The organism is Bacilli bacterium (assembly GCA_035326105.1).
Taxonomy (GTDB): domain Bacteria; phylum Bacillota_I; class Bacilli_A; order RFN20; family CAG-826; genus UBA7706.
In genome coordinates this window covers 776092-803026 of the sequence record DAOKYO010000001.1, presented here as the reverse complement: position 1 = coordinate 803026, position 26935 = coordinate 776092, and the positions used below count along the sequence as shown (strand labels likewise).

Sequence of the window (26935 nt, the reverse complement as noted above, 5' to 3'; positions counted from 1 at the left end):
TTCCGATTATCTCGGAAGCTTTATTTTTATATTGCGTAAGCACTATAAGTATTCGGATATACCGTTCCGTTATCCCGGAACTCTTGAGCGATAAGATCACGGACAAAACCACTGATAATAACGCCATCATCTAGTAAATACGGTGCCGCCCGACCTTCTGATAGGTAGGAGATAATCGCAATCTTATAAACTTGGCTATTAACTAACTCCGTCTCTTTAACCGTAGCCACTGCCGAGTATTGATTGGCCATCTGTTTTATGGATTCGCCGCTCACTTCAAAAATAGATATGTAATTATCAAAGGGAATCGTCTTATATATGTCGCCATACGTCATCTGTCCCTTGGGCCATGAATCCACGCGTATTCCTCCATAGTTATTATGGAAAGCGGCTACCACCGTATCATCAACCGTTCTTGCGTGCTGAAGCATTGTATAGCAGGCCATGTATGAAATTTGCATCAGGTTCATGGTCGAACCGACTTTACCCACAACTTCTTCTTTAATGTCTTTAATAAAATTGTAGTAGTAATAATCATAGATTTCCTGCGCTAAAGTGTCAGGGGTTAAACCGGAAACATATGTCGATGAGTCTAAGACCTCATAAGTGGTAGGAGTGACTTCCCCCGTTTCCGAGATTGCTAGTTGAATATGCATAATCTGCTCGCCCATACCGGTAGTCTGCAAAATAGGAATGTTATTTTCCAGATGCCGATCCGTAACATGGGCATGTCCCGAAAAAACGGCATCAACATAATGGTTATCAACGATTGTTCGTCCATCCAAATAGAGCGTGGCCCAGGAATCATGAGTAAGAAGAACAACCGCATCCGCACCTTCATCCTTTAAACGTTCACTCTCATCGGCAACAATCGGAGCCTGGGGAGCGAATTCGTAACCAGCAAGCGCGGAAGCTACGATGGAACTCTCTAAATTTGCGCCGATCGTACCGATGATTCCGATATTCAGTGGGCCGCGTTTTATCATGACTGAAGGAAGCGCAAAGTCCGCCCTTTGACCAGTTGTACTGCTGACAATGTTAGCTCCTAGAAAAGGGAAATTAGCCTTTTGCGCATTTTCTTCAATTTGCGAGATTTCCCAATCAAATTCATGATTGCCGAGCGCCATGGCATCAAAACCAACGTAGTTCATTAAATCAACGACCAATTCACCATGGGTAATATTGCTATCGGCTGATCCTTGCCACATATCACCGCTAGAAACAATCACGGTACCGCCGGGATTCTCCGTCCGTTTTTCTTTCAAAAAGGCAGCGATTTTGCTAAAACCGGGTTGACTTTCCGCCTCATCTTCGGCCACGGAACCATGAAAATCATTTAGACCATAAAAGTCCAATAGATAGTTACCCTGCTCATCCTTATTGGGTTCAAGCGTATTATCGTATGATGTATTAAAACTTGGCACACTATAGGAAGAATGACTGCTGCTAGCGCTGGGATTGCACCCGGCCAAAAGCAAAGGAAGAAGAACAAATAAAATTCTTTTTTTCATAATAATAAGTTTTCCTTTCGATTAGTAATAACATAGCCTTCCCGATTAACGACGTCTTCGCGGTTGTAAATATAGCGACTTCCGTCCGGTTTAACAAAAATACCGCCGGCTTCCTCAACAATAATTTGATTAGCCGCCGTATCCCATTCCTTGGTTCCACTGGAAAAGCGATATGACAACTCTGCTTCTCCGGCCGCAATATAACATGGCTTCAAAGAAGATCCGACGCTCATAACCCGAACAATCTTGTTTTTGTGAACATTGATTGTTGTTCTTTCTTTTTCATTCATGTGATATCGGCTGGTAAGAACCGTCAAGCCTTCGGTTTTGCCATTAACATGCAATTTCGTAATAATATTGTTTCTTAAGCGAAATGAGCCCCCATTTTTGAGCGCATAATATATGTCGCCACTGACGGGAACAAGCACGACTCCAAGAACAATTTCATGCTTATAGGCCAGGGCAATATTAATTGTAAATTCATCGTCATGATTGACAAAATCTTTCGTGCCGTCTACCGGATCTACAATCCAAACATAGTCATTTTGTAAGCGCGTCTTATCGTCGATACTTTCCTCCGTCAAAAACGCATAATCGGGAAAACGCTTTTGAAGAAAAGTACGAATGATTCTGTCCGCACCTTTGTCAGCTTCAGTAACGGGAGAATTATCAGCTTTAATCTCCACTGCAAATGAAGTTTCATAGACTCCAAGGACGTGCCTCTTTGCCTTAATAGCGGCGTCAATCGCCGCTCTTAGCTCTTGTTCAAACATTGTCGTCATCTCCTTTAGCCGCTCTATTTAAGGCCGCTAAAACATCCGGAATGCGTTTGATTGAATCCAACCGGCATCCAGCCGCCTGTTCATGGCCACCGCCACCAAAAGCGCTTGCCACTGGTTGAATGTTTACTTTTTTGGCTCGAATTTCACAATTGACTATTCCATCTTCTCGCTCGACGAAACTAATCCAAATCGGAAATCCATCCATATTGGCTATTCCATTAACTAAGCCATATGCATCGCCGCTTTTTAGATTACGGGCAAGCAAAAAAGGCTGATCAATAACTAGATACGCCACAACTCCATTGGTCTGATAATTAGCGACCACTTCGCTTTTAAAACGAACAAATTGGGGATTATAAACATAAATCAAATCATATAGTTCACTTGGATTAGCGCCTATTTCAATTAATTCGGCCGCCAGTCTAAATGTGCGTTCCGATGTTGGAGCATATTGAAAACGACCGGAATCGGCACTGATACCGGCAAATAAGGCCCGCGCGGCGGATAATGGCATCCGCATATGATTAAAAATAACAAAGTCGGCAATCATTTCTGAGGCCGCGACATACATCGTATCGATCCATTCATAATCAGCAAAGGCTTCGGTAAAAATATGGTGGTCGATTTTAATCATTTTCTTGGCGATGGAAAACCTTTGATCTTCAATTCTTTCGCGATCGCCAACATCGACAATTATTGCCAGAGACTTTTTAATAGTTTCGTCGTCAATTACATCCATTTTGCCGACATAATCGAGAAGCCGACTGGAGCCGGAACCCAAGGCATATATTTGCTTATGGGGAAAAGTCTGACGAAGGGAATCGCGAAGTCCAACTTGCGACCCATAGCAGTCATCATCCGGATTGACATGACCAAAAATAGTAATAATATCTGAGCTCCGGATTAAATTATAAATACTCTTTTGTATACGCATAAATTTCCTTCCAACCTACGACCAAATAAAAAGGTCTCCGTAGGAGACCTATTATAACTTATTCGGCTTTGCCAATGCAACCAAAGACCTCACATTTGGCCTGGACAACGTTAGCAATACCTTTCATTCCCGGGCCGATAACCTTCCGTGGGTCATAAACTTTTTCATCGTTTTTCAATACTTCACGCACAACTGCCGTGAAGGATTGCTGACATTCGGTGTTAACGTTAATTTTAGCTGTTCCCCGTTCGATGGCCATTTTAATCTGAAAATCAGGAATTCCTGATCCACCATGAAGGACGAGAGGAATTTTAACGAGTTCACTAATCTCTTTCATCTCTGGGAAACCAAGCTTTGGCTCACCTTTATATGGACCATGAACGCTTCCGAGAGCCGGAGCCACACAATCAATTCCACTCTCTTTAATCATCGCTAAGCATTCATCTGGCCGAGCGTACATTGTTTCAGCAATGACATCTTCTTCTTGTCCGCCGACATGGCCTAGTTCCGCTTCAACCGAAATTTCCCGATTTTGCGCGCGCGCATAATCAACAACCTGCTTGGTAATTCGAATATTTTCTGCCAATTCATATTTGCTGGCATCAATCATCACCGATGTAAAACCAGCGTCAATTGCCGTTTTGCATAACTCAAAACTGGCTCCGTGATCCAAGTGAATTGCAATCGGAATCGTATATCCTTTATCAATAATTAATCCTTCAACCATCTTAACAATGACATGGAATCCACCCATATATTTGGCGGCACCGCTGCTTACCCCTAGAATTACTGGAGCTTTGAGCTCTTGACACTTATCAAGAATGGCAATTGTCCACTCTAAATTGTTTATGTTGAATTGTCCCACCGCATAGTGTTCGGCTTTGGCTTTATTCAACATCTCTTTCATACTAACTAATGGCATAAAAATCTCCTTTCACCTCGTGTTAGCTCGGAAAATTAAAGGTCTTCCCGAAAACCTTTGTCATCGGTTTCTTCTTCGTCATAATCATCTTCAGCCGGTGTATCATCAAAGGCGCCAATCTCTTCTTTAAGTTCCGCCTCTTCTTCTTCGTCGTTATCGGTCATCTCAACATCCGAATAAACATCGTTGATGTCGATGTGAACTTTGTCATATGTATTGTTTTTACGCAAATCCCAAGTATTGTCGCCTAAATTAACAAAGCGCCCATCCAATGACAGATTAGTGTAAAACCGAGAAATGTGGTGATGTCTTTCTCCCTCATCATACCCTTGAGCCTCAGCAACCTTTGTCCATAAGTTAAAAAACGACAGCGGTCCTTTGTTTTCTTCAAGAATTTCAAATGCGACATCTAGTGTAGCTCTGGCAACCATATTTTTTCCTCCAATGTATTTTACATCTTTTCCGGTGCCGATACACCGATAAGATTTAAAGCCTTTCTTAAAACAATCTCCGAACAATCAACCAAGGCTAAGCGCGAGCTGGTCAAAGGTATATTTTCTTCATCAATTACCCGACATTCGGTATAAAATCCATGAATCGCCGAAGCTAACTTCTGGATGTAATTGGTGATTTTATAGGGTGAACGGCTGATGGCCGCATCCCATTCGATATTCGGAAAATCCGCCAATAACTTTAGCAGCGCCACTTCCGATGTAGCCGACAATCCCACTCCCGAATAATCAAACGCAAACTTTTTGGCTTTGCCCAAAACGGTCGCCAAACGAGCGTGAGCATATTGCGCATAATAAACCGGATTAGCACTTGACGTCTCATGAGCTAAGTCAAGATCAAAATCAAGATGTGAGGAAGCCGCTCGACTCACAAAATAGTAGCGAACCGCATCCACTCCGACCTCATCGCATAACTCGCGCAACGTCACTGCTTTGCCACTTCGTTTACTCATCTTGAATTCTTGCCCGTCTTTAATCAAACGCACCATTTGAATTAGTTCGACATCCAAAATATCTTCCGGGTAGCCAAACATTTGTAGAGCCGCTTTCATCCGGGAAATATAGCCGTGATGGTCCGCGCCCAACACATCGATAAGTTTTGAAAAATTACGTGAAAGTTTGTTCAAATGGTAAGCAATGTCCGGTAAAAAATAAGTGTATTGGCCATTTTTCTTAACAACAACCCGATCCTTGTCATCACCAAAAACCGTAGTTTTAAGAAACAGGGCACCATCTTCTTCATACAAAAACTGCTTATTCGTTAGCGCCTCAATAATTTTCTCAACGCCATTATCATTGCGTACATCAGTTTCAAATGAATATTTATCAAAACAAACCCGGAAAAGATTCAGGTCATTTTCAATCTTCGCTAATTCAAGTTCAACGCCCCGACGCATAAAAAAACGAGTGGATTCGCTGGAATCAACCATATACTTATCATTTACTTCGGTTTTAATAATCTTTGCCAATTCGACCAAATCTTCGCCGTGATATCCATCTTCTGGAACGGCCACATCATCATTAAATTCTTGATGGTAACGAGCGCGAAGGGACTCGCCCAAATGATTAATCTGAATGCCAGCGTCGTTCACATAGTACTCCCTGACAACATCAAATCCCGTATCGGAATACAACCGGCAAATGACGTCGCCTATCGCCGCTCCACGCGCGTGACCTAAATGCAAATCACCGGTCGGATTGGCGGAGACAAATTCAACATTTATTCTTTTATGGTTACCGTTTAAAGACGCGCCATAAGTGGCACCATCGGTTTTGATCTTCGTCAGTACTGATGTCAATGTTTCCTCTTTAAGAAAGAAATTTAAAAAACCCGGCCCGGCAATTTCGATGTGTTCGATGCCGTCCATATTGATAATTTTGGCGATATCTTCGGCTATCTTCCGCGGGTTAGACTTAAGAGCACGCGCATTTTGTAAAGCGACGTTACTAGCGAAGTCACCATGCGCCACTTCTTTTGAGTGCTCAATGATGATACTATCGAGCGCAACTTCATGACCAAGTTCTTTTAATGCCGCGCTGATCTTTTCTTTTAATTTAGTCTCAATACTCATGCGTTCCTCCGCCGAATTCTAGTTTATTATACTTTAGTATAAAGAATAAGCAAATAATTATTAAGCAAAGCCGATAATAATTCATTCTTTTTCAAGTAAAACCACTGCCGTTGCTTCAATTGCTTGTTTTTTTCCGACGGCATCCATTTTTTCGCGCGTCCCCGCTTTTAAACTAACATTAGTCGCATCCGTCATGAATAATTTTGCAATATTAAGTTGCATTTGCTGGATATAGGGGCGTAAAACCGGCTCCTCTGCTTCGATTAAAATATCGATATTTCCGATTCTATAATCGGCTTCTTTCATCAGTCGGCAAGCCTCTTTAACAAACAAACTGCTATCGCAATTTTTATATTTAATATCCGTATTAGGAAAACGAGTTCCAATATCACCGAGGGCCAAAGCGCCTAAAACCGCGTCGGTAAGTGCGTGGTAAACAACATCCGCATCACTGTGACCTTCAAGCCCATAGGAAAAGTTTATTTTCACGCCTCCCAATATTAGAGGCTTTCCGCTCACGAGACGATGAATATCTTTTCCAAACCCCACGCGAAACATATTTTTATACATTAAACCGGAAGAAGACGATATCACCATCTTTCATCCGATATTCCTTTCCTTCAATTCTTAATTTTCCGGCTTCTTTAACGGCCATTTCACTGCCTAGTTCGTGTATGTCACCATAACTGTAGACTTCCGCTTTGATGAATCCTCTTTCAAAATCAGTATGAATTATTCCCGCACAATTAGGGGCACTCATCCCATTTAAGAAAGTCCAAGCCCGTACCTCGTCCTTACCCACAGTGAAGAAAGTCGATAGATTCAATAAGCGATAGGAAGCCTTGACAACCTTATCAAGTCCGCTTTCTTTTGCTCCAAGCGAAGCTAAATACTCATGTTTCTCCAAAGAGGATAATTCGCTAAGTTCGGCTTCAATTTGACAAGAGACAGGAATTGCTTCTGCCTTCTCGGCGGCTGCGATTGTCTTGACAACTTGATAGTATTTATTGGCGTCCGGATTAGCGTAATCCTCCTCCGAAACATTAGCGACATAGATAATCGGTTTCATCGTCAAAAGAAAGTAATTTTTGATAACAAAATCACGCTGGTCGTCACTCAAATTGCCGACAGCGCGGGCAGGGATTCCTTTTTGTAAAGCGGCAATTAACGTCTCATCGATTTCCGCCTCTTTAATCGCCTCTTTGTCCTTAGCTACCCGGGCTTTGGTAGCGATTTTAGCATAGCGTTTATTTACCGTATCTAAATCGGCCATAACTAGTTCGAGATTGATTATTTCAATATCACGTTTCGGATCAATTGTATTTTCGACATGGATAATTTCCGGGTTATCAAAACAACGCACCACCTCGACAATCGCATCGCACTCGCGAATATGCGATAAGAACTGATTGCCTAATCCTTCACCTTGACTGGCACCCTTGACAAGGCCGGCAATATCATAAAACTCAAACGTGGCAAAAATAGTCCGTTTTGGTTCAAAAAGTTTTGTTAAGAAATCAACACGTTCATCGGGAACGGTAACAATTCCGGTGTTGGGTTTAATAGTTGCAAATGGATAATTGGCTGCTTCCACATGCGAGTTGGTAATCGCATTGAAAAGAGTCGATTTACCAACGTTAGGCAACCCGACAATTCCCGCTTTTAATGACATAATATTTGCCTCCAAACTATATACACAAGCAATAGTATTATAGTGGTCAAAATAAGAAAAAACAATTTAAAAAGCTACCCAAACCGGGTAGCTTTCGCTGTTCTAGCAATTTGTTAATTCAATTAAGCAACTTTCTTGATATTAGCAGCTCTTAAGCCGCGATCAGATTGTTCTAAATCGAATTCAACTTGTTCACCAACTTCGGCGGTTTTGAAACCGTCCATTACGAGTGATGAATAGTGGAAAAAGACATCTTTGCCATCTTCGCTATGAATGAAGCCGTAGCCTTTTTCCGCGTTGAACATCTTGACTGTACCTTTCATCGGACCAACCTTTCCTCTAAACCCTTACGAATAGAATGTGTAATAGAATACCTATTACCGAACATATATTATCACTTTTATTATTTGATTACTACTTTTTTTATTTTTTTTATAGTCGGAAGAGAAAAAACAGTTATTAAACCGCATTAAATTAATCCATCTACCTCGATAATATTGTTTTTTAAGTTTAATTCACGCTTTTTGATGGCTTTTTTTGTTGGTTAGTAGAGCGTTACTAAGGATAGAAAGTAAAAAAGCAATTAAGGCCATGGCCATAAAACCTTTGAGATTAAAGGCAAAGTAAAATTGATTATGAAAATACTGGGCTAAAAAATATGTCATTCCGTTAGAAAGCAAGATAAATTGTCCCCAGGATAGAAATAGAGATTTAATAATCAAAAGAAAATTTCTTTGCTGATATATTTTTAATCTTTCGGTCTTTTTTATTCCGATATGCACAAGAATCATTCTTTCTTTTTGCTCTTCTAATCGGGAAATGCCGCTAATGATAAACAACAGCATAACGGTAATAATTGCAGATAGGGAAGCAAATATCAAAAGGACAAAACTTACCGCATCTAGCGTCGAGTTCAGCGTCATAAAGAACTCCTTGCTGGGGGAGGAAACAATCAGATCAGGAAAGGCCCTTTTTAATTGATTGATAACCGTATCTATTTTTTTATTGATCGGAAGAGAAATGATTGCTCCGTCACTTATTAAGGATAAAGGCGACATGCCAATTTGTTCGCTAAAGAAACGGGATGACCAATCGGAGTCATGAATTATCTTGTTACCCGAAAGATCAAAAACACCACTTACTCTTACCGCGACTACTTCATAATTTCGAAGTGTGTAGCCATTTTCAAGTTTGGTGAGTGTCCTGGGATATGATAAGTAAATCGTTTGTCCTGGAGCTTTACTCTCCGCCATAAAGAAGTTTACAGCCAAGGAGCGCGAAAGGGCGATTTCTTTCAAACCCTGGGGCCATTCACCTGAAAGAGGGGGACCGGAAGCGGAGGAAAACGTTAGATTGGTTGTGCTTGTATTAATAAATGATCCGCCTACTATTTCCTGCGGAAAATGATAATCAGTTGGATCATTTTGGGCCGGTAAATACGATAGTTCATCAATTATAGTTCTTAAACTGTTCTCATTTCGACTGACTAAAAAAGTATCGATAAATCCAAAAACAGGAGTTCCACTGTCAGCAAAGTAACTTCCCGTGTTGGTAAGTACCCCCCGCGCTGACAAAATTTTTTCCATTTTATCCAAGTCACTGCGATGAAAGGCTTTGTTACGCAATCGATATAAAATAATGCGGTGTTTTCTTACGTTATCCGGCAAAGTGGAAAAGAAAGTATTCGTTGCGCTATTGTCGAAAATGGTAAAAGCTAGATTACTGTCTTTTTGCGCCTGCGCTATAAACTTTTCCGCTTGTTGGCTATAGACAAAACTTTGACATGCAATCTCCCACGGATTAATTGAGGACTTCGCCTGGTGTTCATACGTGGGAAAACCCATCTTTTCCTCGACAAAATGCTGAGTCCATTGAACTTCATTGACCACAATGCGGGGCACATCTGAAGGAAAGACACCTCGAACGGCAAATATGTGCTCATCTTCATATCCCCAGTTTGAATTGGCCAAATGAAGTATTATCGACAAGGGATTGGCCACTAGGTAGTTGCCTAAGTACGAGTAATCGCTTAAAAACGGTAATTTTAAAGCTTGTTTGACTGTCTCATAATCAACGAACGGAAGTCCCAGTATTATGTCCTCCGGCTCATTTAGTTCCACGCTCAAGGGGTAAATTGTCGCATCTTCCATTTCAAAATAAAGCAACGGCTCGATAAAATTAATGAAGGAAAACGATGGCAGATAATATATTAAACCATCCGTACCAACTGATACTTGATTGACCGTCTTAAAAAAAACATCCCAATTTGCATAATAGGCATATCCCGACTTCATCTCTTTATCGAGATTTATGCATAGATTATTTACCTCCTCCAGCCGATATCCGTGATCATCCAATTCGATTGGCTGTCGGCTTTTGACAACAATTTGATTTTCACCTAGATAGTTAGTTAAGCTTTCCTTTATTTTCGAATAAAGAATATCGCTCAAGCTAAAACTCAAACCGAAACTTAAAAGCGCGAAGGAGAGAATAAAGCGAACAATCATTACTCTAAACGGGCGATGCTTATCAAATGCCCTGTTATAGTGATTAATCGTTGTGTTATCAAGTTTGGGCTGAACTCGAGCTTTGATATTTAACAAGGAAAATGCGGCCTCTATACTTTTTTGCGGTGATTTTATTTTTATTTGTAAGTTATGATTAACGATAGTAATAACTTCCTGACACCATATTTGAGCGCCTTTTTCATCGTGCGTGACCATTATTACCAGTCTATTCACACTCAGCCTCGTTAGTAACTCATAAATGGCTTCTTTTTCACATCCGCTTAAGGCCCCCGTTGGCTCATCGCAAAGGATGATTGATGGATTATTGATTAAGGCCCGTACAAGGGCCACTCTTTGCCTCTCTCCACCGCTTAGTTTCCCTACTTTCTTCATCATTATCTGATCATTTAAACCGACAAACGATAATAGGGTGCTAATTCTGGCTTCAACCATCTCCTTTGAAACTTGGTATCCATATCGAAGTGGAAGCGTAATGTTATCTTTAACTGTCAGACTTTCGATGAGAGAATCGCTCTGCTTTAAATAACCTACCGTAAATAAACGGAGGGCCACACAGTTTTCAAGATTACACTTACTTGTTACGCGCCCATCGATAATTACTTGACCTCGATATTCATTATCTAATCCCGCGAGAATATTTAATAAGGTGGTTTTCCCCGATCCGGAAGCGCCGACAATTGCCACAAAGCCCTTATCGGGAAAACAAAAGTAAGGAACACGAAGAATATCACTTTCCTTAGAATATGATTTAACTAAATTCTTAATTTCAATCATTCTTCTTTCAGCTCCTGCGATAAATTAATTTTTTTAATAAAGATATGACTGATAAATCCAATTCCCAGTAATAAAAGCATTGTAATTCCGATAACTAAGGGAAGAATTCTGCCCATGAAGAAAGCAAAAGACGCATTCGGATACACCAAATTGCTCAGCCCCGTTTTATATTTTAAAAGCCGCGATAAAATTTGTGAGATACTCGGCAGCAAAAATAAGGGGAGTATACTCAGGCCGGCAATAAGGATGTTCTCTTCAAAAAGAAAGAAAACAAGATTTGCTTTGGTGACACCCAGACTCATTAACTCCGCCAAGTCATGACGACTTGCCTCCATTCTAAACAAGGATATGAATACTAGAATTACAATTTCACTGAGAAAAATAAAAATAAGGAAAAGGGTTATTCCAATTGCCAACAGTGCTTGATAGGATTCGATTATGGTTTTGGAATTAATCGCCCTTGAGGTCAAGAAAAACAAATCTATAGATGCAAATAAAGCAATCATAGAGCGAATATTTTGCTTTTCGACTGTGACCTGCCAGGCATAATTTGTCTCCACTTCGTTTCCGTTATAGGTAAAAAGTTTCTCGTTCAGATCAGGATAAACCTTAAGCAGTTCATTCCAAAAAAAGTCATAATCTAAAAAAGCGGCTGGCTGCGGAAAAAACGCACTTTCCATCACCTGATCGGGAAAGGGCAGGGGGACTTTAACTTGCTCTTCTTTATCAATCAAAATAAAGTTTTGATTATCTTGCTTTGACAAGCTTACAAACTGGTTAATCGCAAATTGGGAATTGCTATTTTGATTCGGTAATCGATGAACAATTTCAATCGGAACATTAAGCGGAGAATCGTTATAGAGAATTTGAAAATGTGAAGTATAGTATCTTAAATCCGGACGATAGGAAAAATATGGCCACAGCGTATAAATTTGATCCATTTCTTCAACTGACGGCCGCCGCATCTTCTTAATCGACATTCCCGAATTTAGCGACTTTCCCTCTTCGTAGCGACTGATGTAAAAATTATTATAGTCGTAATAATCAAAGATAATATTGTGCTCATTGTAGTCCATTCCTTGCTTAATACCCACGGCTAAAAGAGCAAATAAAAGGGCAACGAAGTTTGCCAATGTCGCCCAAATAGCCGTTTTTTTCGTAGCCCAAAGATGACGGCTGACATAGGGCAGACTAATAGGCCGGGATGAGCCCATCAGTCGCTTGCTCCGCGCCTATCTATCGTCCGGAGTTTTTGTCTTTCAAGCCCAAGAAAAGTGGCGTTGTCATAAGCGGAAAACAGTTCTTGATTATGCGTGACGACAATTACCAGTTTTTCTTTGGCAAGCGAATATAGGCGGTGACAAATTGATTGAGCATTGGCTAAATCCAGTTCGCCCGTCGGCTCGTCCGCCAATAAAATAGGCGTTTCTAAAGCTACGCTTCTCAACAACGAGATACGGGCTTTCTCTCCTCCCGATAAAGTTGTCACCTTGCGGTTGCATAAGTGCAATAAATTGTTTTTTTTCAAGAGTTCACGACTCTTTTTTATTGCTATAAAGGGAGCATATCCCGCCAATTCATAGGCTAAAGACAGATTATTGCGAACATTTAAAAAGCCGAGTAATAATTTTTTTTGATAGACAAAGGCAAATGCTTTTCCAAGATTAAAATGCCCGTCAGAGTTTAATACGTGACCCTGATCGATTAATTCCACTGCTCCTCTTTCTGGCTTCAGCATTCGACAAAGTAAATTAAGAATGGTCGTTTTTCCCGAGCCGGACGCCCCTACGATAATATAAAGGCCCGGAGATTTAAAACAATATGTGATTTGATTTAGAATTATTCGTCTCTTTTCACCATCCAAAATTGAGTAACTTACACTATTGAAGTTTATATCCATTTAAAAAACCTCACTATGGAAATAGCGAGGTTTTCTATTTACTATCTTTTTTTACAAATAAAACATCATCGTGATGACTGATAATTTTTTTTAAGCGCTTATTGAAATCGAATCGGGGCATCATAATAATGTTGCCACAGCCCTGACATTGAATCTTAATATCGGCTCCCACGCGCACCACTTGAAATAATCGGCTACGAGTTTGGCACGGATGCTCTTTTTTCATCTCCACCAAATCAAAGAGGTCAATCTTGATAAATTCCATTCTTGTTTCGCTCCTCAATAATATATTTATAGGCCTCGTCCCAACTCTTAAACCAATGCATCGGCAATTGATGACGGAAAAAAGTCATCTGTCTTTTGGCATAGTTCCGACTGGCTTTTTTTATATCCTCGACTATCTCAGCCTCGCTTTTTTTCTCCGCCCGACCAAGCAGAATTTGATGATAACCGATGGCTTGGGCGGCATGCTTAAGCGGGGAATGGCGGCTAAATATCTGATCAGCCTCCGCAAACAGCCCCTGTTCAATCATTCGATCCACCCGTAAATTAATTAGTTCATAAAGGTGATTGCGATCATAGTCAACACCGATAAATTCAACATCGTAAAGAAGTCTATGTTCCTGTTTGGCTTCCAAAGAACTTTTATTTTCACCGCTTGCCAAAGCTATCTCAATTGCCCGTAGAACACGACGTTCATTATTGGGATGGAGCTTTGCCGCGGTAATCGGATCGAGATCCCGCAGCACTTGGTAGCGATTATCGGCACTCAATTTTTCAAACGGAGCCATATCAACCGGCGGAAGCGGGTTAAAATCGTAGTCAAAAAAAGTTGCCCGTAAATACAGGCCTGTTCCACCGACAAAAATCAGTGGACGCTTTTCGGTGGCAATGATTTTGCGGGCGGCCGCTTGATAAAGAAAAACGTTGTAATCAGTTTCTAAATCCACAAAATCATAAAGTCGATGAGGAATTCGTTCCCGTTGCTCGCTTGATGGTTTTGCCGTTCCGATATCCATTTCTTTATAAACTTGAAAAGCGTCGCCGTTGACGATCACGCCGTTAATCTCCTCCGCCAGTTTTAATGCCAAGGCCGATTTACCTGATCCCGTCGGCCCCGCAATGACATAAATCATACTCCCGTCCTCTTAAACATCTTCTCAATTTCATATCGCGAAAAATGGATGATGGTCGGTCGACCGTGTGGACAAGCATACGGGTTGTCACAGCGGCTTAACCGATCGAGAAGATATTGCATGGATTGAAGATCAAGGCGGTCGTTGGCGCGGACCGAAGCCTTACAGGCCATCGTTGCAAAGGCATGGGTTCGCAAGCCGGCTAAATCGAGATGATCATCATGAATAAGCTGATCAATCATCGCCTGAACATAGGTTTGAATATCATATTGTTCTTTAAAAACCGGGACGGAAACTATCTTATAGGTATGACTGCCGAAGGGAATAATCTCCACTCCGACCGCCTTCAGTAACTCTAGTTTATCTTCGGAAAGGCGCAAAGCATCAGCCGATGACAAATCAATAATATAGGGAACCAGTGGCTCGCGCATTACTACTTCCTTCATCATTTGATTGCGAAAAGCTTCATAGTTAATGCGCTCATTCGCCGCGTGCTGATCAACAAGATAAAACCCACCCTCATCATCTTCGGCAATGATATAGGTTAAGTTAATCTGCGCGAGCGCTCGAAAACTAAAACGCGGTTTTGCGTTTTCCTTTTCCTTCAGTGGTGGTTCTTCGCTAGCCGGATTTGCCATCGATGTCACGCTGCTATTATCACTTTGCCTATCAATCTCTTCCCGTTTTGGACTAAAAACGGGAGCCGCAGCCGGCACCGAATCATCTTCGCGGCCAGGGTCGGAAAGTTTTAACTCTAACTGTTCAGTAATTTCGTGCCCACCCTCCGATAGTGGATTAGCAATCAAAGGCTGATCTTTGTTTTGATAATCATAGGCTAAATTCGCCTGGTGAAGCTGGTGAGGTATCGCCTGACGAAGATCGGAAATAAGCTCGTCTTCTTTTGAAAACCGGACTTCCCGTTTACTCGGGTGGACATTTACATCCACGAGTGCCGGGTCAATTTTTAAATTTAAGATTACAAACGGATAACGACTCGGAGGAATAAAATCATGATAGCCGTCGATAATCGCCGCATTTACTTTGGGCATAAACACATTACGACCGTTAAGAAGCGTAATAATGTAGTAACGACTGCTTTTTGCCAATTCTGCTGTTCCTAAATATCCTCCGACACTAAAATCATTGTTAGCCATATTAAATGCCAACATCCGTTTAGCCACGAACGGACCATACAGGGTCATCACCGTTTCCAAAAGATCTCCGCGACCGGTGGTAACGAAACTTTCCCGCCCATCAACGGCAAAATGAAAACTAATATCCGGATGGGCAAGCGCCAAGCGCTGCATCACTTCAAGGGAAGAAGCGTTTTCGGTATAATCCTTTTTAAGATATTTCAAGCGCGCAGGCGTATTATAAAACAATTCCTCAACAACGATTGTCGTTCCTTTTCGCAAACTGGCATCTTCTACTTTCATCTCATCTTCTACAGCCAATATATGCGTGCCCACACCCGCTCCGGTCGAAGTAGTCAAAGAGAATTTTGAAACCGAGGCGATAGAAGGAAGGGCTTCCCCGCGAAAACCAAGCGTTTTAATTCTAAACAAATCAAAAGCCGAGTGAATTTTACTCGTGGCGTGGCGTTTCAACGATAAAAGGGCGTCTTCTCGCTCCATTCCCTCGCCGTCATCTTCAACCATAATTAAAGTTCGTCCGGCATTTTCAATCGCGACCGAGATGTTTTTTGCCCGCGCATCGATACTATTTTCAACTAGTTCTTTTATTACACTACTTGGCCGTTCAACCACTTCACCGGCGGCGATTTGGTTAGCAAGGCTATTATCCATGACTATTATCTTGCTCATTTATATGACCTCACATTTTCTTTTTAATATCATATAGAAAATTTAAAGCCTCCAGCGGTGTCATCGCCAACGGATCGATTTTCCGTACTTCATCAATCCATGGATCTTCCGTGATCGAAGCAATGTTTTCCGTCGGTGAAGAAAAAGGTACTTCCTTCTTTTCCAAAGTCGATAAAATAACCGTCGCCCGTGCTAAAAGATCATCTGGAAGATGCGCCAATCTGGCCACATTGATGCCATAAGACTTGTTCATCGATCCGGGAAGAACCTTATAAAGGAAGGTGACATGGTCATTTTCCTCTTTTACTTCAACGTGAATATTCTTAATTCCGAGTAAGTCTCCATCGATTTTTGTCAATTCATGATAATGAGTCGAAAAAAGTGTTTTGGCGTGAATTTTGCTTGTAACGTATTCAATAATGGCTTGGGCTAAAGCCATGCCATCAAAAGTTGAAGTTCCTCTTCCAATCTCATCAAAAAGCAGCAGCGAGTCGGAACTGGCGTGGCGAAGCGCATAATTCGTCTCGCTCATTTCAACCATAAAAGTCGATTGACCACTTACCAAATCATCACTCGCGCCAATCCGCGTAAATATTTGATCAAAAACCGGAAGTGAAGCGCTTTTAGATGGAACAAACGACCCTATTTGAGCAAGAATAACGATTAAAGCCATCTCCCGCATATAGGTTGATTTACCGCCCATGTTGGGGCCGGTAATCAACAAAACATCCGTTTTGGCATCCATCATAATATCATTTGCGACAAATTTTGATTGTTTGAGCACCTTGTCTATAACCGGATGCTTGCCGTCGATAATTTCCACTTTTCGCTCATGATTAAAAGTCGGAGCTACGTAGCGGTTTTTGGCCGAAACTTCAGCTAAAGAAGCCAAAACGTCTAATTCGGCTAACGCATTAGCCAGATTTTGAATTTCAAGGGTGCGATGACTGATGGTATCGCGGAGTTCAACAAACAGCTGATATTCGAGTTTTTTTTGCTTTTCATCCGCAGAGAGAATCAACGCTTCCTTTTCCTTTAACTCCTCGGTGATGAAACGTTCGCCGTTGACCGTCGTCTGTTTGCGAATATATCCGTATTCATCCTTAATAAGCGGTTTAAAGGAATTGGAAATTTCAATGTAATAACCGAAAACTTTGTTGAATCCAATACGAAGATTCTTTATTCCGGTCCGTTCCCGTTCCTTCGCTTCCAAAGAAGCGATGTATTTTTTGGAATTGTGGGCAATATCCAGCAGTTCATCCAATTCTTGATTATATCCGGGATTAAAAATTCCACCTTCCCGAATCGTAATTGGCGCTTCCGCCGATACCGCCTTTTCTATTAAGCGGCAGATGTCCTCCAAGGGGTTCATTTTAGCGGCCAGATTAATAAGATTGCCATTGTTAACGGCAGCAATTTTGCTCTTAATTGAAGGGACAATTGCCAGCGAGTTCTTTAACTGCAAAAGGTCGCGCCCATTGGCATTTCCGAAAGATATCCGCGCAATAAGCCGTTCAAGATCATATACCTCATTTAAATAATCTCGCAGTTCATCGCGCGATAAAAAATTGGCTATCAAGGTTGAAACAATATTTTGACGTCTGAGAATCTCATTTAAATCACTGCTGGGGGCATTGATCCATTTTTTTAATTCCCGCGCGCCCATCGCCGTTTTAGTGTCATCGAGAAGCCAAAAAAGAGAACCGTATTTTTCCTCGCTGCGTATCGTCCGCGTCAACTCTAAGTTTAAACGGGAAAAAGCATCAATCTGCAGTGTTTTACTTGCTTTGATTACTACCGCCGGGCGAAGATAACTCAACTGCCGACGCTGTGTTTCTTGAAGATAGGTAACGAGGCGAATCACGGCCTTCATTTGAAAAAGATCCTGCACCTCATTTAACAGCGGTTCCTGTTCCAAAGTAAGCGTTTGTTGATCTTCGCGGCTGATTAATATTCCGCGATGAGAGCGAATAGCCTCCAAAATTTTTTCAGAAAAATCCGTCTTTACCACCAATTCTTTGGTGGCTATATTGTCAAGAGCGCTCAAAAGAGAGTGTTCATCATGCTCAACGTTAGTCACATATAGTTCACCTGTCGAAAGGTCGCAGTAGGCAAGGACAAAGTTAAATTCCGTTTCATCTAAAGACGCAATATAATTATTTTCACTGCCATCGTAATCAATGAAAGCTCCCGGAGTAATGATTTGCACCACATCCCGGTCCACCAAGCCAACCGCTTCGGCCGGATCTTCCATCTGCTCGACAATTCCGACTTTATATCCGTTGGCAATTAGTTTTGCGATATAACTCTTGATCGCATGATAAGGAACGCCGCACATCGGAACTCGATCCTGAGCCCCGGCATTTTTTCCTGTAAGTGCCAGTGAAAGCACGCGACTGGCGAGTTTGGCATCATCAAAAAACAATTCATAAAAATCCCCTAAGCGAAAAAGAATAAGCGTGTCCGGATACTTCTTCTTAATCGATAAATATTGCATCATCATCGGGGTATAAGGTTCTTTTTTATTTTTCATAATCAACTCCACGATGTACTTATTTTAACACAAAACAAAAGAATAATCGGACATTTTAAGGGCGAAGTATCTCTCTTAATTCAAAGAGGAGATTGTAGACATTCTCTTCTAAAAGCCGAAAGTTCAATAGCGGGGGATACGAATCAAACTTCTTTTGCAATGTCTCATATTCTTCCTTTGCCTTTTGGTGAGCAGTATCGTCGTTAAAAGATTGAGCCAAAGCTTTTTTCTTCACCCTAAGTTCTTTCTCCATAGCTTTCAGAACTTGATCGTTGTCTAGTGCCGATTTCGAAAATAAATATTCCTTAATAAGCGGCAATGAAAAAAGGTGTTCAGACAAATTGTCGAGGGCAGTTTTAAATTGATCGTTATTCACTTACCAACTCTCCCCGAAGTGAATAGACCTTCGATTCCAAAATTTTCACTTTAACAATCTTGCCAATCAAATCGACTGTTCCCGGGAAATTAACCAGTTTATTGTTCTCCGTATATCCCGACATCACTTCTTCGTTGCGTTTAGAGACCGAATCGACCAAAATCGAGTAAATTTTGCCCACCATTTTTTCGGCGTTCTTACTCGCGCATTTTTCGACAGTGTCCACCAATTCATCAAAGCGGCGATGTTTTTCTTCCTCGCTGACATTATCCGCCAGTTTAGCGGCCGGGGTTCCCGGTCGAGGCGAATAAATGAATGTGAAGGCATTATCGAATTCAACATATTCAACCATCTTTTTAGTGTCACAGAATTCTTCATAAGTCTCGTTTGGAAAGCCGACAATAATATCGGTGGTGAAACTTACTTCGGGAATTTTCGCCTTCATCTCATCGATCAGAGCCCGATAACTATCCGGAGTATACCGGCGACCCATCCGGCGTAATATATTGGCATTTCCACTTTGAAAGGGAAGATGAATAGCCTTCATAATATTGGGATATTCACCTATAACTTCGATCATTTTGCTCGAGAAATCCCACGGATGGGAGGTTGTGAAGCGTAGACGAGGAATGCCTAACTCAGCCACATCCGCCAACAGCCCGGCAAAGTCAGTTCCATCCGCTAAATCTTTTCCATAAGCGTTAACATTCTGACCGAGAAGGGTGATTTCCTGATAACCATCCGCCACCAATTGCCGACACTCCTTGATAATTTCTTCCTTCTTGCGACTCCGTTCCCGCCCGCGGGTGTAGGGAACGATGCAATAAGTGCAAAACTTATCGCATCCATAGATGATGTTGACAAATGCTTTGTAGCGATCGATGCGAACGGAAGGTAAATTCTCAATTACTTCCCCTGGCTTTGAAATAACATCGACGATTCTTTTCCGCGTGGTGATAATTTCGTTCAGATAATCAGGTAGATACTCGATATTATGGGTGCCAAAAATTAAGTCTACCTGCGTGTACTTATTCTTTAACGTATCAACAATAACCCCCTGTTGAACCATACAACCGCCGACGGCAACAATTAGCCCGGGTCGCTTGGCTTTCAAACTCTTAAGGGACCCCACTTCCCCGAAGACTTTATCTTCGGCATTTTCCCTAACCGCACAGGTGTTGATAATAATGACATCCGCTTCATTGTAGTCATCGCTATGAACAAAGCCGATTTCTTCAAGGATTCCCATCATGGTTTCGCTGTCGCGAACATTGGCTTGGCAACCATAGGTGCGAATAAAATATCGCTTTCCTCTGGCATACTCTCTTAAAAGCGAGCTTATCTTAAGTTTGGCATCGCTAAAAATCGTATCGGCTTTCCGTCGATCGCGGGCTTTATTAAAATCCGGTTCGTTATGAATAACAATTTTTTGATCTTTCATCTTAATTCACTCGCCTTTACAATAGAATAAACAGGAAAAACACTCTGACAGGCGCCCGTCATCTCGTCGATATCGAGCACAACCGCACTAAATAAACCATCATCTTTTTTTTCATAACTGAAGTGAGATTTTTCTCGATTAAACATCTTAGAAATCACTCCTTCTTTATCTGTGCCCAAGACCCCGTTGTAAGGCCCGGTCATTCCCACATCACTGATATAGCCGGTAAAATCATCGATTATGCGGTAATCGCGTGTTTGCACATGCGTATGCGTTCCAATGACAGCACTGATTTGACCAGCGAAGGCCAACCCAAACGCCTGCTTTTCGGCGGTCGCTTCGCCATGGAAATCAACTATGTGAATATTTGTCGGCTCGATCGTCTTTAAAAAGGCCTCAAAGAATAAAAAGGGATTCTCGACGTCCATCTCTAGAAAAGCCTGTCCCAAAAGATTAGTTATGCGAATCGTTGTTCCATCTTCACTTTTAAAAACCGCGCTTCCCACGCCCGGGAAATCTTTTTTTATGTTCAAAGGGCGAATAACTTCGGTGGCCGCGTCAAGATATTTCTCAATTTCACTTTTATCATCGTAATGATTGCCCAAAGTAATGGCATCGATTCCGTAATTCAAAAGCTCCTGGTAATGATGATAAATCAACCCTTTTCCGTGCGTGGCATTCTCGCCGTTAGCGATAACAAAATCAATCTTATATTTTTCAATCAATCCCGGCAGTTCGTGCTGAACGGTTTTGCGTCCGACTTTGGCCACGATGTCACCAATAAATAAAATTCGCATATTAACTCCTAATTATAAAAGGGGCCGAGGCCCCTTTAAGAACACTTATTTGGCTGTTTCTTGCGCTCTAAATTCTCGGATGACCGAAATTTTAATCTGACCCGGATAGGTCATTTCATTTTCAATACGTTCGCGAATGTCGCGCGCCAATTTAAATGCCGCCAAATCATCGACCTTATCGGGGACAACCATAACCCGAACCTCGCGGCCGCTTTGCATCGCAAAACAATTATTAACGCCTTCGTACGATTTACAAATTGTCTCCAATTGTTCAATTCGTTTAACATAGTTTTCCATCGTCTCGCTACGAGCTCCCGGACGGGCGGCTGATAAGGTATCCGCAGCGATAACTAGTTGGGTATAAATGTATTTGCTTTCCACGTCTCCATGGTGAGCCTCAATGGAATTGATAACCTCATCCGGTTCACCATATTTCTTGGCTAAACGAACACCGATTTCCACATGCGAGCCCTCGAGTTCGAAATCTGCCGCTTTTCCGATGTCGTGGAGTAATCCACACCGCTTAGCTAAATTCTGATCAAGTCCAAGTTCGGCTGCCATAATACCGCATAAAGTTGCGACTTCAATGCTATGTTGATAACCGTTTTGACCATAGCTGGTTCTGAATTTTAGGCGTCCGACATATTTAAGAAGTTCTTTGTTGATACGAGGAAGACCCAATTTAAACGCGGCTTCCTGACCGGCCTTATCTATGACTTCATCCAGTTCACTTTTAACCTTCTCAACCACTTCCTCAATTCGTCCCGGTTGAATCCGTCCATCGCGAACAAGGTAATTCAAACTACGCGTGGCGATCTCTCTTCGAATTGGATCAAAACAACTGACAGTGATAACTTCGGGAGTGTCATCAATAATCAAATCAACGCCGAGAAGTTGTTCTAACGAACGAATGTTCCGGCCTTCGCGGCCGATAATACGGCCCTTCATTTCATCGCTTGGAAGGGAGACTGTCGAAACGGTTCTTTCCGTTGTTACTTCCTGCGAATACTTATTCATAGCTAAGGCCAATAAGTCGCGAGCCTTCTCATTAACGGAAGCTTCCGCCTCCTCTTCCTTCGTCCGGATGAAGGCGGCGATTTCCTTGCTGAGTTTAGATTCAACCCGCCGGAAGATTTCATCCCGGGCCTCATTCATCGACATCTGCGAAACTTTTTCTAATTCGGAAATTATTGAATCAAGTTTCTTCTGATACTCCTCGTCCTTTTTTTCGACTTCCTTAATCTTGCGATTAAGGTTTTCATTTTTGTCCTCGAGAGACTGCTCTTTGCTAAGTAACGCAATGTCTCGACGATCAATCGACTGTTCTCTTTGCGCCATCTGATTTTGTAAGACGGCAATTTCCTGCTTCTTCTCTTTAATTTGGCGATCAGCCTCTTGCTTAGCTTCAATCGTGGCTTGCTTGGCATCAAGTTCGGCGTTTTTAATAATGTGTTCGGCTTTGATATCGGCATCGCGGATTATTTTATCTGCGCGTCGAAGAGCACTTTTAGCTTTAAAAAACGGAACAAAATAGAAACAAACAAGTCCAAGGATAAAACCAACAACAAGTGCAATCGCGCTGACGATATAGCCTAGCGGATTCATGTTTGTTGCTCCTTTAAGTAATAATCGGTAATTCCAATATCATAGAAGTTTGCCCTACAAAAAAAGGGGACATTCTATGCCCTGAGTATTTCTCAAGCGTTATTATCGTCATAGATGAATATGTATATTTATAGTCCCAAATGAGGACGAAATACAAACGAAGAGTTTTCTCAAGGATTGGTACTGATTAGGTACGCTTTTATTATATGTGAAACTGGGAAAATTGAAAAGAGAAAAAACTTGAACATCGCTTTAGGGCGGGCAAAAAGGGATTTTTTTGCAAATATGGCTAACAATGGGTTGAAAAAAGCCCTTTTTGAAAGGGCTAAATTATCATAAATCTTTAAAGTCAACAAATGAGTAACCCGGATATTCCGTCGGCTCATTAGGGGCAACCCCATAATGATTTTCGTAATTATACCAATCATTTGAGCCCGCTACATATTCGTTTCCCGCCGATTGCGAGCCGAAGCGTAGTCCCCAACCATTTTCATAGTTCAGATATTCCTGCATATCATTATAGTGGTTATAGGTGTAAAACACATGCCGTTCGTCAATATTCTTGGAATCGCTCGTATTTGATCCAAATATAAAGCGAGCCGCTCCCCGGGTTATCTTATAGCCGCTGTTATAAGGGTCGTCGGTATAGTTAGATGACCAAGAATTCATAAAGTATCCCGTCGTGCCAAAATCCGTTTCGGTATAGCTCACATAGTTAAGTTCTGGTAAAACCGGCTCGTAAGGATAACTTCCGGTGTCACCACTAAAATAATCCGTGTTGACTCGGCCATAGACTCCCCAATCACTGATTGATTGTGTTTGTCCGGATTTTCCCTTATCGTAGTCCGAGTTTGCCGGTACTTCTCCAAAAGCATATAAATAGGCGGCCACTTCTTCCATGGAAGTGTAAGCCCCACCATAATAGATAACGTGGGTGCTGGATTGACCTTTATTATCTACATCGGTTGCTGAGTTAAGATAATAGGCTAAATAATTTCCATTTACATCCAGAATATAACGACCATTTTGAACGCGATAACTAATCTCGTCGTCGATTTGATTGATAATCGGCTCATAGTAACTCGATAATTCAACGTTTTCACCGCTTAACAGATGATGCACCGATCTAAAATAACTATCCTCGTAACTTCCTGCCGGTTGATAATTCTCATAAAATTGCTCAACATCGACATCGGCATAAGGATCGTTTCCCAGCGCCGGTATATAGAACTGAGCACTGATTTTATTACCATAAGTTTGCAGATCAATATTATTGATGTTATCGACATATTCTCCTTCCGATAATTCTGAAGTGCTTGAAGTATCTCCACTTTGGGAGTCGGAAATAGAATTAGATGACTCTTCACTTGATGAGGTCCCAGAAATGGTGCTGGGCGGATTGCTAGTTTCGGACGTCGGAAACGAACAACTGGAAACCGTCAAAAGCGGGATAAGAAGAAAGAATTTTTTATGCATAATAACTCCTACAACAGATAAGTCTGTTTTACAACTTTACCACATACCGCATTAAGTTGAAAGAAAAAAAGTCCCAACTGGGACTTAATTCGGTTTTTTTATTCGTCTTCTACCTCGCCGCTATCATCGCCGTCGCCCGCCGGTTTCATTTCCGCTTTGACGCGATTTTTAATGTCTTCAAAGATAGATGCATTGTCGCTGAGATATGTTTTGGCCGCTTCGCGTCCTTGGCCCATACGATCGCCGTTATATTCATACCAGGAGCCACTCTTCTTGATAATGTCCAAATCAACGCCTAAATCGAGCAATTCACCGGTTTTGGAGATTCCTTGTCCATAGATAATATCGACCTTACATGATTTAAAAGGAGGGGCAACTTTATTTTTGACCACTTTAATGTTGGCAACATTGCCGATGATATTCGTTCCTTCTTTAATAGATTCCGAACGACGAATATCAATTCGAATGGTCGCGTAGAATTTCAACGCCCGGCCACCGCTGGTGGTTTCGGGATTGCCATAAACAACCCCCACTTTTTCCCGGAGCTGATTGATGAATACTACCGTCGTCTCGGCTTTATTTAAAATCGCGGCTAATTTTCTCATCGCCTTCGACATTAAACGAGCCTGTAATCCGACTTGGTTGTCACCCATTTCTCCATCGAGTTCCGCTTGAGGCACTAAGGCAGCGACACTATCAACAACGATAATATCTATCGCTCCGCTGCTGGCCAGCATTTCGACAATTTCTAGTGCCTGCTCCCCATTATCCGGTTGCGAAAGAATTAACTCGTCAATATTTACCCCCAATTTCGAAGCATATTCGGGATCGATTGCATGCTCGGCGTCAACAAAAGCGGCTTTGCCACCCTTTTTCTGACACTCGGCAATCGCATGTAGGGCAAGTGTCGTCTTACCGCTACTTTCCGGACCGAATATTTCAATAATCCGTCCTTTAGGATAACCGCCGACACCCAGAGCGTTATCGAGAAGAAGGGAGCCGGTTGGAATAGTATCAACATTAACGTGGGGACGATCCCCTAATTTCATGACCGCGCCTTTTCCATAGGTCCGCTCAATATTTTTGAGTGCATCTTCCAATGCGGCCTCCTTCGACTTATTCAAATCTTTTGCCATACAATTACTCCTCACTTATTAGATTGTATCAAAAATAGTCATTGTCTGATTAATATTTGTCTTGTAAACGCTGAAAAATAAAATTTATGGCCGCTGAAACTGCCTGTTGACGAAATTCGTTGCGACTCATAAATCCATTTATGGTAACAACTTCCGTCCCATACTTGTCACTTAAACCGATAAAGCCCAAACCCGCCGGTTTATTTTCCATCGTCGCCGGGCCCGCATTCCCCGTAAAACTTATAGCCAAGTCCACATTGAGCAGTTCTCTTCCCTTTAGGGCCATTTCAAAGGCGCACTCCTTGGAAATGACTCCATACTTCGCTATGACTTGAGAATCAACTTTGACAATATCGGTCTTAATTCGCGTCGCGTACGTCACAATCGTTCCCACGAAGGATTTCGAGGCCCCGTTATTAGCGGTTAAAGTCGAAGCGAATAATCCGCCGGTAAAGGATTCAACTGAGCCGATAGTCAATCCTTTTTCTTCAAGCAAAAGCAGAAGATTACTTGCGTTCATGTTTATTTGGTTCCCGTAAAACATCCCGATTTTGGTAGATGTAAATAATACCGGAAAAAAGGCTCGCCAGCGTGGCAAGGTAAATGACGATTAAAGCAATATTGGCTCCACCGTCAAAGAGGGTAAACGGCCAGTCATTGAGAAGGACCAACGGAATCGCCACCATTTGAAGAACCGTTTTTATTTTCCCAAAAATATTCGCGGCTAAGACACGATTTTGACTTGCCGCAATTAGTCTGATTGCATCGACGATTAAATCGCGGGCAATCATAATTAGTGTGGCTATAACGGGAATGGCCATTTGTATAGAGGCGTCCGCCGGAGTAACCGATGGCACCAAGAGAATGATCAATAGTCCGTTGACGAGCAGTTTATCCGCGATTGGATCCATGAATTTTCCAAAATTTGTTACCAAGTTATATTTCCGCGCGATATGTCCATCAAGAAAATCAGAGAAACTGGCGATTACAAAAAGCCAAAATACGATAAAATAAACGAGATTTACTTCCCCAAAAATAAAGGGGACTTCAATTCCTAAACTGGAGTAAGGAAAAAGCATGGCCAGCCAAATCACTACTACCATTGCCATCCGAAAAACCGTAATTTTATTTGGAAGATTCATTTCATTACCTCAAAAAAGTGAGTATCGATTCTGTAAGCCATGTTCTGTCAAGGACAACTATTTATCTAGGACTAAACCTATCGTTGGAAATTCAATTCTTTCCGCCGATTTCCCCTACCAAATTTGGGTTTCTCGCTTGTGGGGTTTGCCGCGTTCCACTCTAAAGTTTCCTTTAGACTTCGTCACTGTGGCACTTTCAGGTGTTGATCCTTGCTATAAAAGTTTAGGATTTTCACCGCCGTTAGGGACTCCTCCCTACCTAGCGTTATTTTTTACGCTAGCGCAATCACTCCAGCCATCGCAGACTGGGCGAGCATGGACTTTCCTCTAGTGAATTGCTTCACCAGCAGTCATCCGAATCGAT

At 41.9% G+C, this 26935-nt stretch carries 24 protein-coding genes and 1 other RNA gene; all 25 read right to left on the bottom strand.

Features of this window, described 5'->3' with window-relative positions:
- Nucleotides 1-26 precede the first annotated feature (26 nt).
- The 25 genes from PKC96_03615 to rnpB all read right to left on the bottom strand — a co-directional run bounded on the left by PKC96_03615 (nucleotide 27) and on the right by rnpB (nucleotide 26933).
- Nucleotides 27-1511: a 5'-nucleotidase C-terminal domain-containing protein gene (locus tag PKC96_03615; GenBank protein HMM00415.1), complete on the bottom strand. Its 1485-nt coding sequence runs from the start codon at nucleotides 1509-1511 to the stop codon at nucleotides 27-29.
- Nucleotides 1508-2284 (bottom strand): 3'(2'),5'-bisphosphate nucleotidase CysQ, encoded by a 777-nt coding sequence (locus PKC96_03610; GenBank protein HMM00414.1) that lies wholly within the window; start codon nucleotides 2282-2284, stop codon nucleotides 1508-1510. The genes PKC96_03615 and PKC96_03610 overlap by 4 nt, the downstream gene beginning before the upstream one ends.
- Nucleotides 2277-3227: a bifunctional oligoribonuclease/PAP phosphatase NrnA gene (locus PKC96_03605; protein ID HMM00413.1), complete on the bottom strand. Its 951-nt coding sequence runs from the start codon at nucleotides 3225-3227 to the stop codon at nucleotides 2277-2279. The genes PKC96_03610 and PKC96_03605 overlap by 8 nt, the downstream gene beginning before the upstream one ends.
- Nucleotides 3228-3285: 58 nt before the next feature.
- A complete protein-coding gene (gene fba / locus PKC96_03600) occupies nucleotides 3286-4149 on the bottom strand; it encodes a class II fructose-1,6-bisphosphate aldolase (protein ID HMM00412.1) in 864 nt (287 codons plus the stop codon).
- Nucleotides 4150-4184: 35 nt separating this feature from the next.
- On the bottom strand, nucleotides 4185-4580 hold the full coding sequence (gene rpoE, locus PKC96_03595; protein ID HMM00411.1) for a DNA-directed RNA polymerase subunit delta: 396 nt from the start codon (nucleotides 4578-4580) through the stop codon (nucleotides 4185-4187).
- Nucleotides 4581-4600: 20 nt separating this feature from the next.
- Nucleotides 4601-6232: an arginine--tRNA ligase gene (gene argS, locus PKC96_03590; GenBank protein ID HMM00410.1), complete on the bottom strand. Its 1632-nt coding sequence runs from the start codon at nucleotides 6230-6232 to the stop codon at nucleotides 4601-4603.
- 81 nt (nucleotides 6233-6313) lie between these two features.
- Nucleotides 6314-6790 carry a 2-C-methyl-D-erythritol 2,4-cyclodiphosphate synthase gene (gene ispF, locus PKC96_03585; protein HMM00409.1) on the bottom strand — a complete coding sequence of 159 codons (477 nt, stop codon included), beginning with the start codon at nucleotides 6788-6790 and terminating at the stop codon, nucleotides 6314-6316.
- A gap of 4 nt (nucleotides 6791-6794) precedes the next feature.
- Nucleotides 6795-7904, bottom strand: a complete 1110-nt coding sequence (gene ychF / locus PKC96_03580; GenBank protein ID HMM00408.1) for a redox-regulated ATPase YchF — start codon at nucleotides 7902-7904, stop codon at nucleotides 6795-6797.
- A 122-nt stretch (nucleotides 7905-8026) separates the two neighbouring features.
- Nucleotides 8027-8227: a cold shock domain-containing protein gene (locus PKC96_03575; protein ID HMM00407.1), complete on the bottom strand. Its 201-nt coding sequence runs from the start codon at nucleotides 8225-8227 to the stop codon at nucleotides 8027-8029.
- Between the two features lie 192 nt (nucleotides 8228-8419).
- Complete coding sequence (locus tag PKC96_03570) at nucleotides 8420-11206, bottom strand: ABC transporter ATP-binding protein (protein ID HMM00406.1); 2787 nt, start codon at nucleotides 11204-11206, stop codon at nucleotides 8420-8422.
- Complete coding sequence (locus PKC96_03565; protein HMM00405.1) at nucleotides 11203-12420, bottom strand: hypothetical protein; 1218 nt, start codon at nucleotides 12418-12420, stop codon at nucleotides 11203-11205. The genes PKC96_03570 and PKC96_03565 overlap by 4 nt, the downstream gene beginning before the upstream one ends.
- Nucleotides 12420-13106: an ATP-binding cassette domain-containing protein gene (locus tag PKC96_03560; protein HMM00404.1), complete on the bottom strand. Its 687-nt coding sequence runs from the start codon at nucleotides 13104-13106 to the stop codon at nucleotides 12420-12422. Before PKC96_03560 ends, PKC96_03565 begins: the two co-directional genes overlap by 1 nt.
- Before the next feature lie 34 nt (nucleotides 13107-13140).
- The gene (locus tag PKC96_03555) at nucleotides 13141-13371 is read right to left on the bottom strand and encodes a DUF951 domain-containing protein (GenBank protein ID HMM00403.1); all 231 of its coding nucleotides are present in this window, start codon (nucleotides 13369-13371) and stop codon (nucleotides 13141-13143) included.
- On the bottom strand, nucleotides 13352-14242 hold the full coding sequence (gene miaA, locus PKC96_03550; protein HMM00402.1) for a tRNA (adenosine(37)-N6)-dimethylallyltransferase MiaA: 891 nt from the start codon (nucleotides 14240-14242) through the stop codon (nucleotides 13352-13354). Before miaA ends, PKC96_03555 begins: the two co-directional genes overlap by 20 nt.
- Nucleotides 14239-16065, bottom strand: coding sequence for a DNA mismatch repair endonuclease MutL (gene mutL / locus PKC96_03545; protein HMM00401.1), 1827 nt, complete (start codon nucleotides 16063-16065; stop codon nucleotides 14239-14241). Before mutL ends, miaA begins: the two co-directional genes overlap by 4 nt.
- Nucleotides 16066-16075: 10 nt before the next feature.
- Nucleotides 16076-18598, bottom strand: coding sequence for a DNA mismatch repair protein MutS (gene mutS / locus PKC96_03540; GenBank protein HMM00400.1), 2523 nt, complete (start codon nucleotides 18596-18598; stop codon nucleotides 16076-16078).
- Nucleotides 18599-18653: 55 nt separating this feature from the next.
- Nucleotides 18654-18974: a YlbF family regulator gene (locus PKC96_03535; GenBank protein ID HMM00399.1), complete on the bottom strand. Its 321-nt coding sequence runs from the start codon at nucleotides 18972-18974 to the stop codon at nucleotides 18654-18656.
- Entirely contained in the window at nucleotides 18967-20415 is a 1449-nt protein-coding gene (miaB, locus tag PKC96_03530) for a tRNA (N6-isopentenyl adenosine(37)-C2)-methylthiotransferase MiaB (GenBank protein ID HMM00398.1), read from the bottom strand. The genes PKC96_03535 and miaB overlap by 8 nt, the downstream gene beginning before the upstream one ends.
- Nucleotides 20412-21212, bottom strand: a complete 801-nt coding sequence (locus PKC96_03525) for a TIGR00282 family metallophosphoesterase (protein HMM00397.1) — start codon at nucleotides 21210-21212, stop codon at nucleotides 20412-20414. The genes miaB and PKC96_03525 overlap by 4 nt, the downstream gene beginning before the upstream one ends.
- 45 nt (nucleotides 21213-21257) lie before the next feature.
- Complete coding sequence (gene rny, locus PKC96_03520; GenBank protein ID HMM00396.1) at nucleotides 21258-22817, bottom strand: ribonuclease Y; 1560 nt, start codon at nucleotides 22815-22817, stop codon at nucleotides 21258-21260.
- A 333-nt stretch (nucleotides 22818-23150) separates the two neighbouring features.
- Nucleotides 23151-24293, bottom strand: a complete 1143-nt coding sequence (locus PKC96_03515) for a hypothetical protein (protein HMM00395.1) — start codon at nucleotides 24291-24293, stop codon at nucleotides 23151-23153.
- A gap of 98 nt (nucleotides 24294-24391) precedes the next feature.
- A complete protein-coding gene (gene recA / locus PKC96_03510) occupies nucleotides 24392-25429 on the bottom strand; it encodes a recombinase RecA (protein HMM00394.1) in 1038 nt (345 codons plus the stop codon).
- Between the two features lie 49 nt (nucleotides 25430-25478).
- Nucleotides 25479-25949, bottom strand: coding sequence for a CinA family protein (locus PKC96_03505; protein HMM00393.1), 471 nt, complete (start codon nucleotides 25947-25949; stop codon nucleotides 25479-25481).
- Nucleotides 25936-26571: a CDP-diacylglycerol--glycerol-3-phosphate 3-phosphatidyltransferase gene (pgsA, locus tag PKC96_03500; GenBank protein ID HMM00392.1), complete on the bottom strand. Its 636-nt coding sequence runs from the start codon at nucleotides 26569-26571 to the stop codon at nucleotides 25936-25938. The genes PKC96_03505 and pgsA overlap by 14 nt, the downstream gene beginning before the upstream one ends.
- A 28-nt stretch (nucleotides 26572-26599) precedes the next feature.
- An RNA gene (gene rnpB, locus PKC96_03495) (RNase P RNA component class B) lies at nucleotides 26600-26933 on the bottom strand.
- Nucleotides 26934-26935 lie beyond the last annotated feature (2 nt).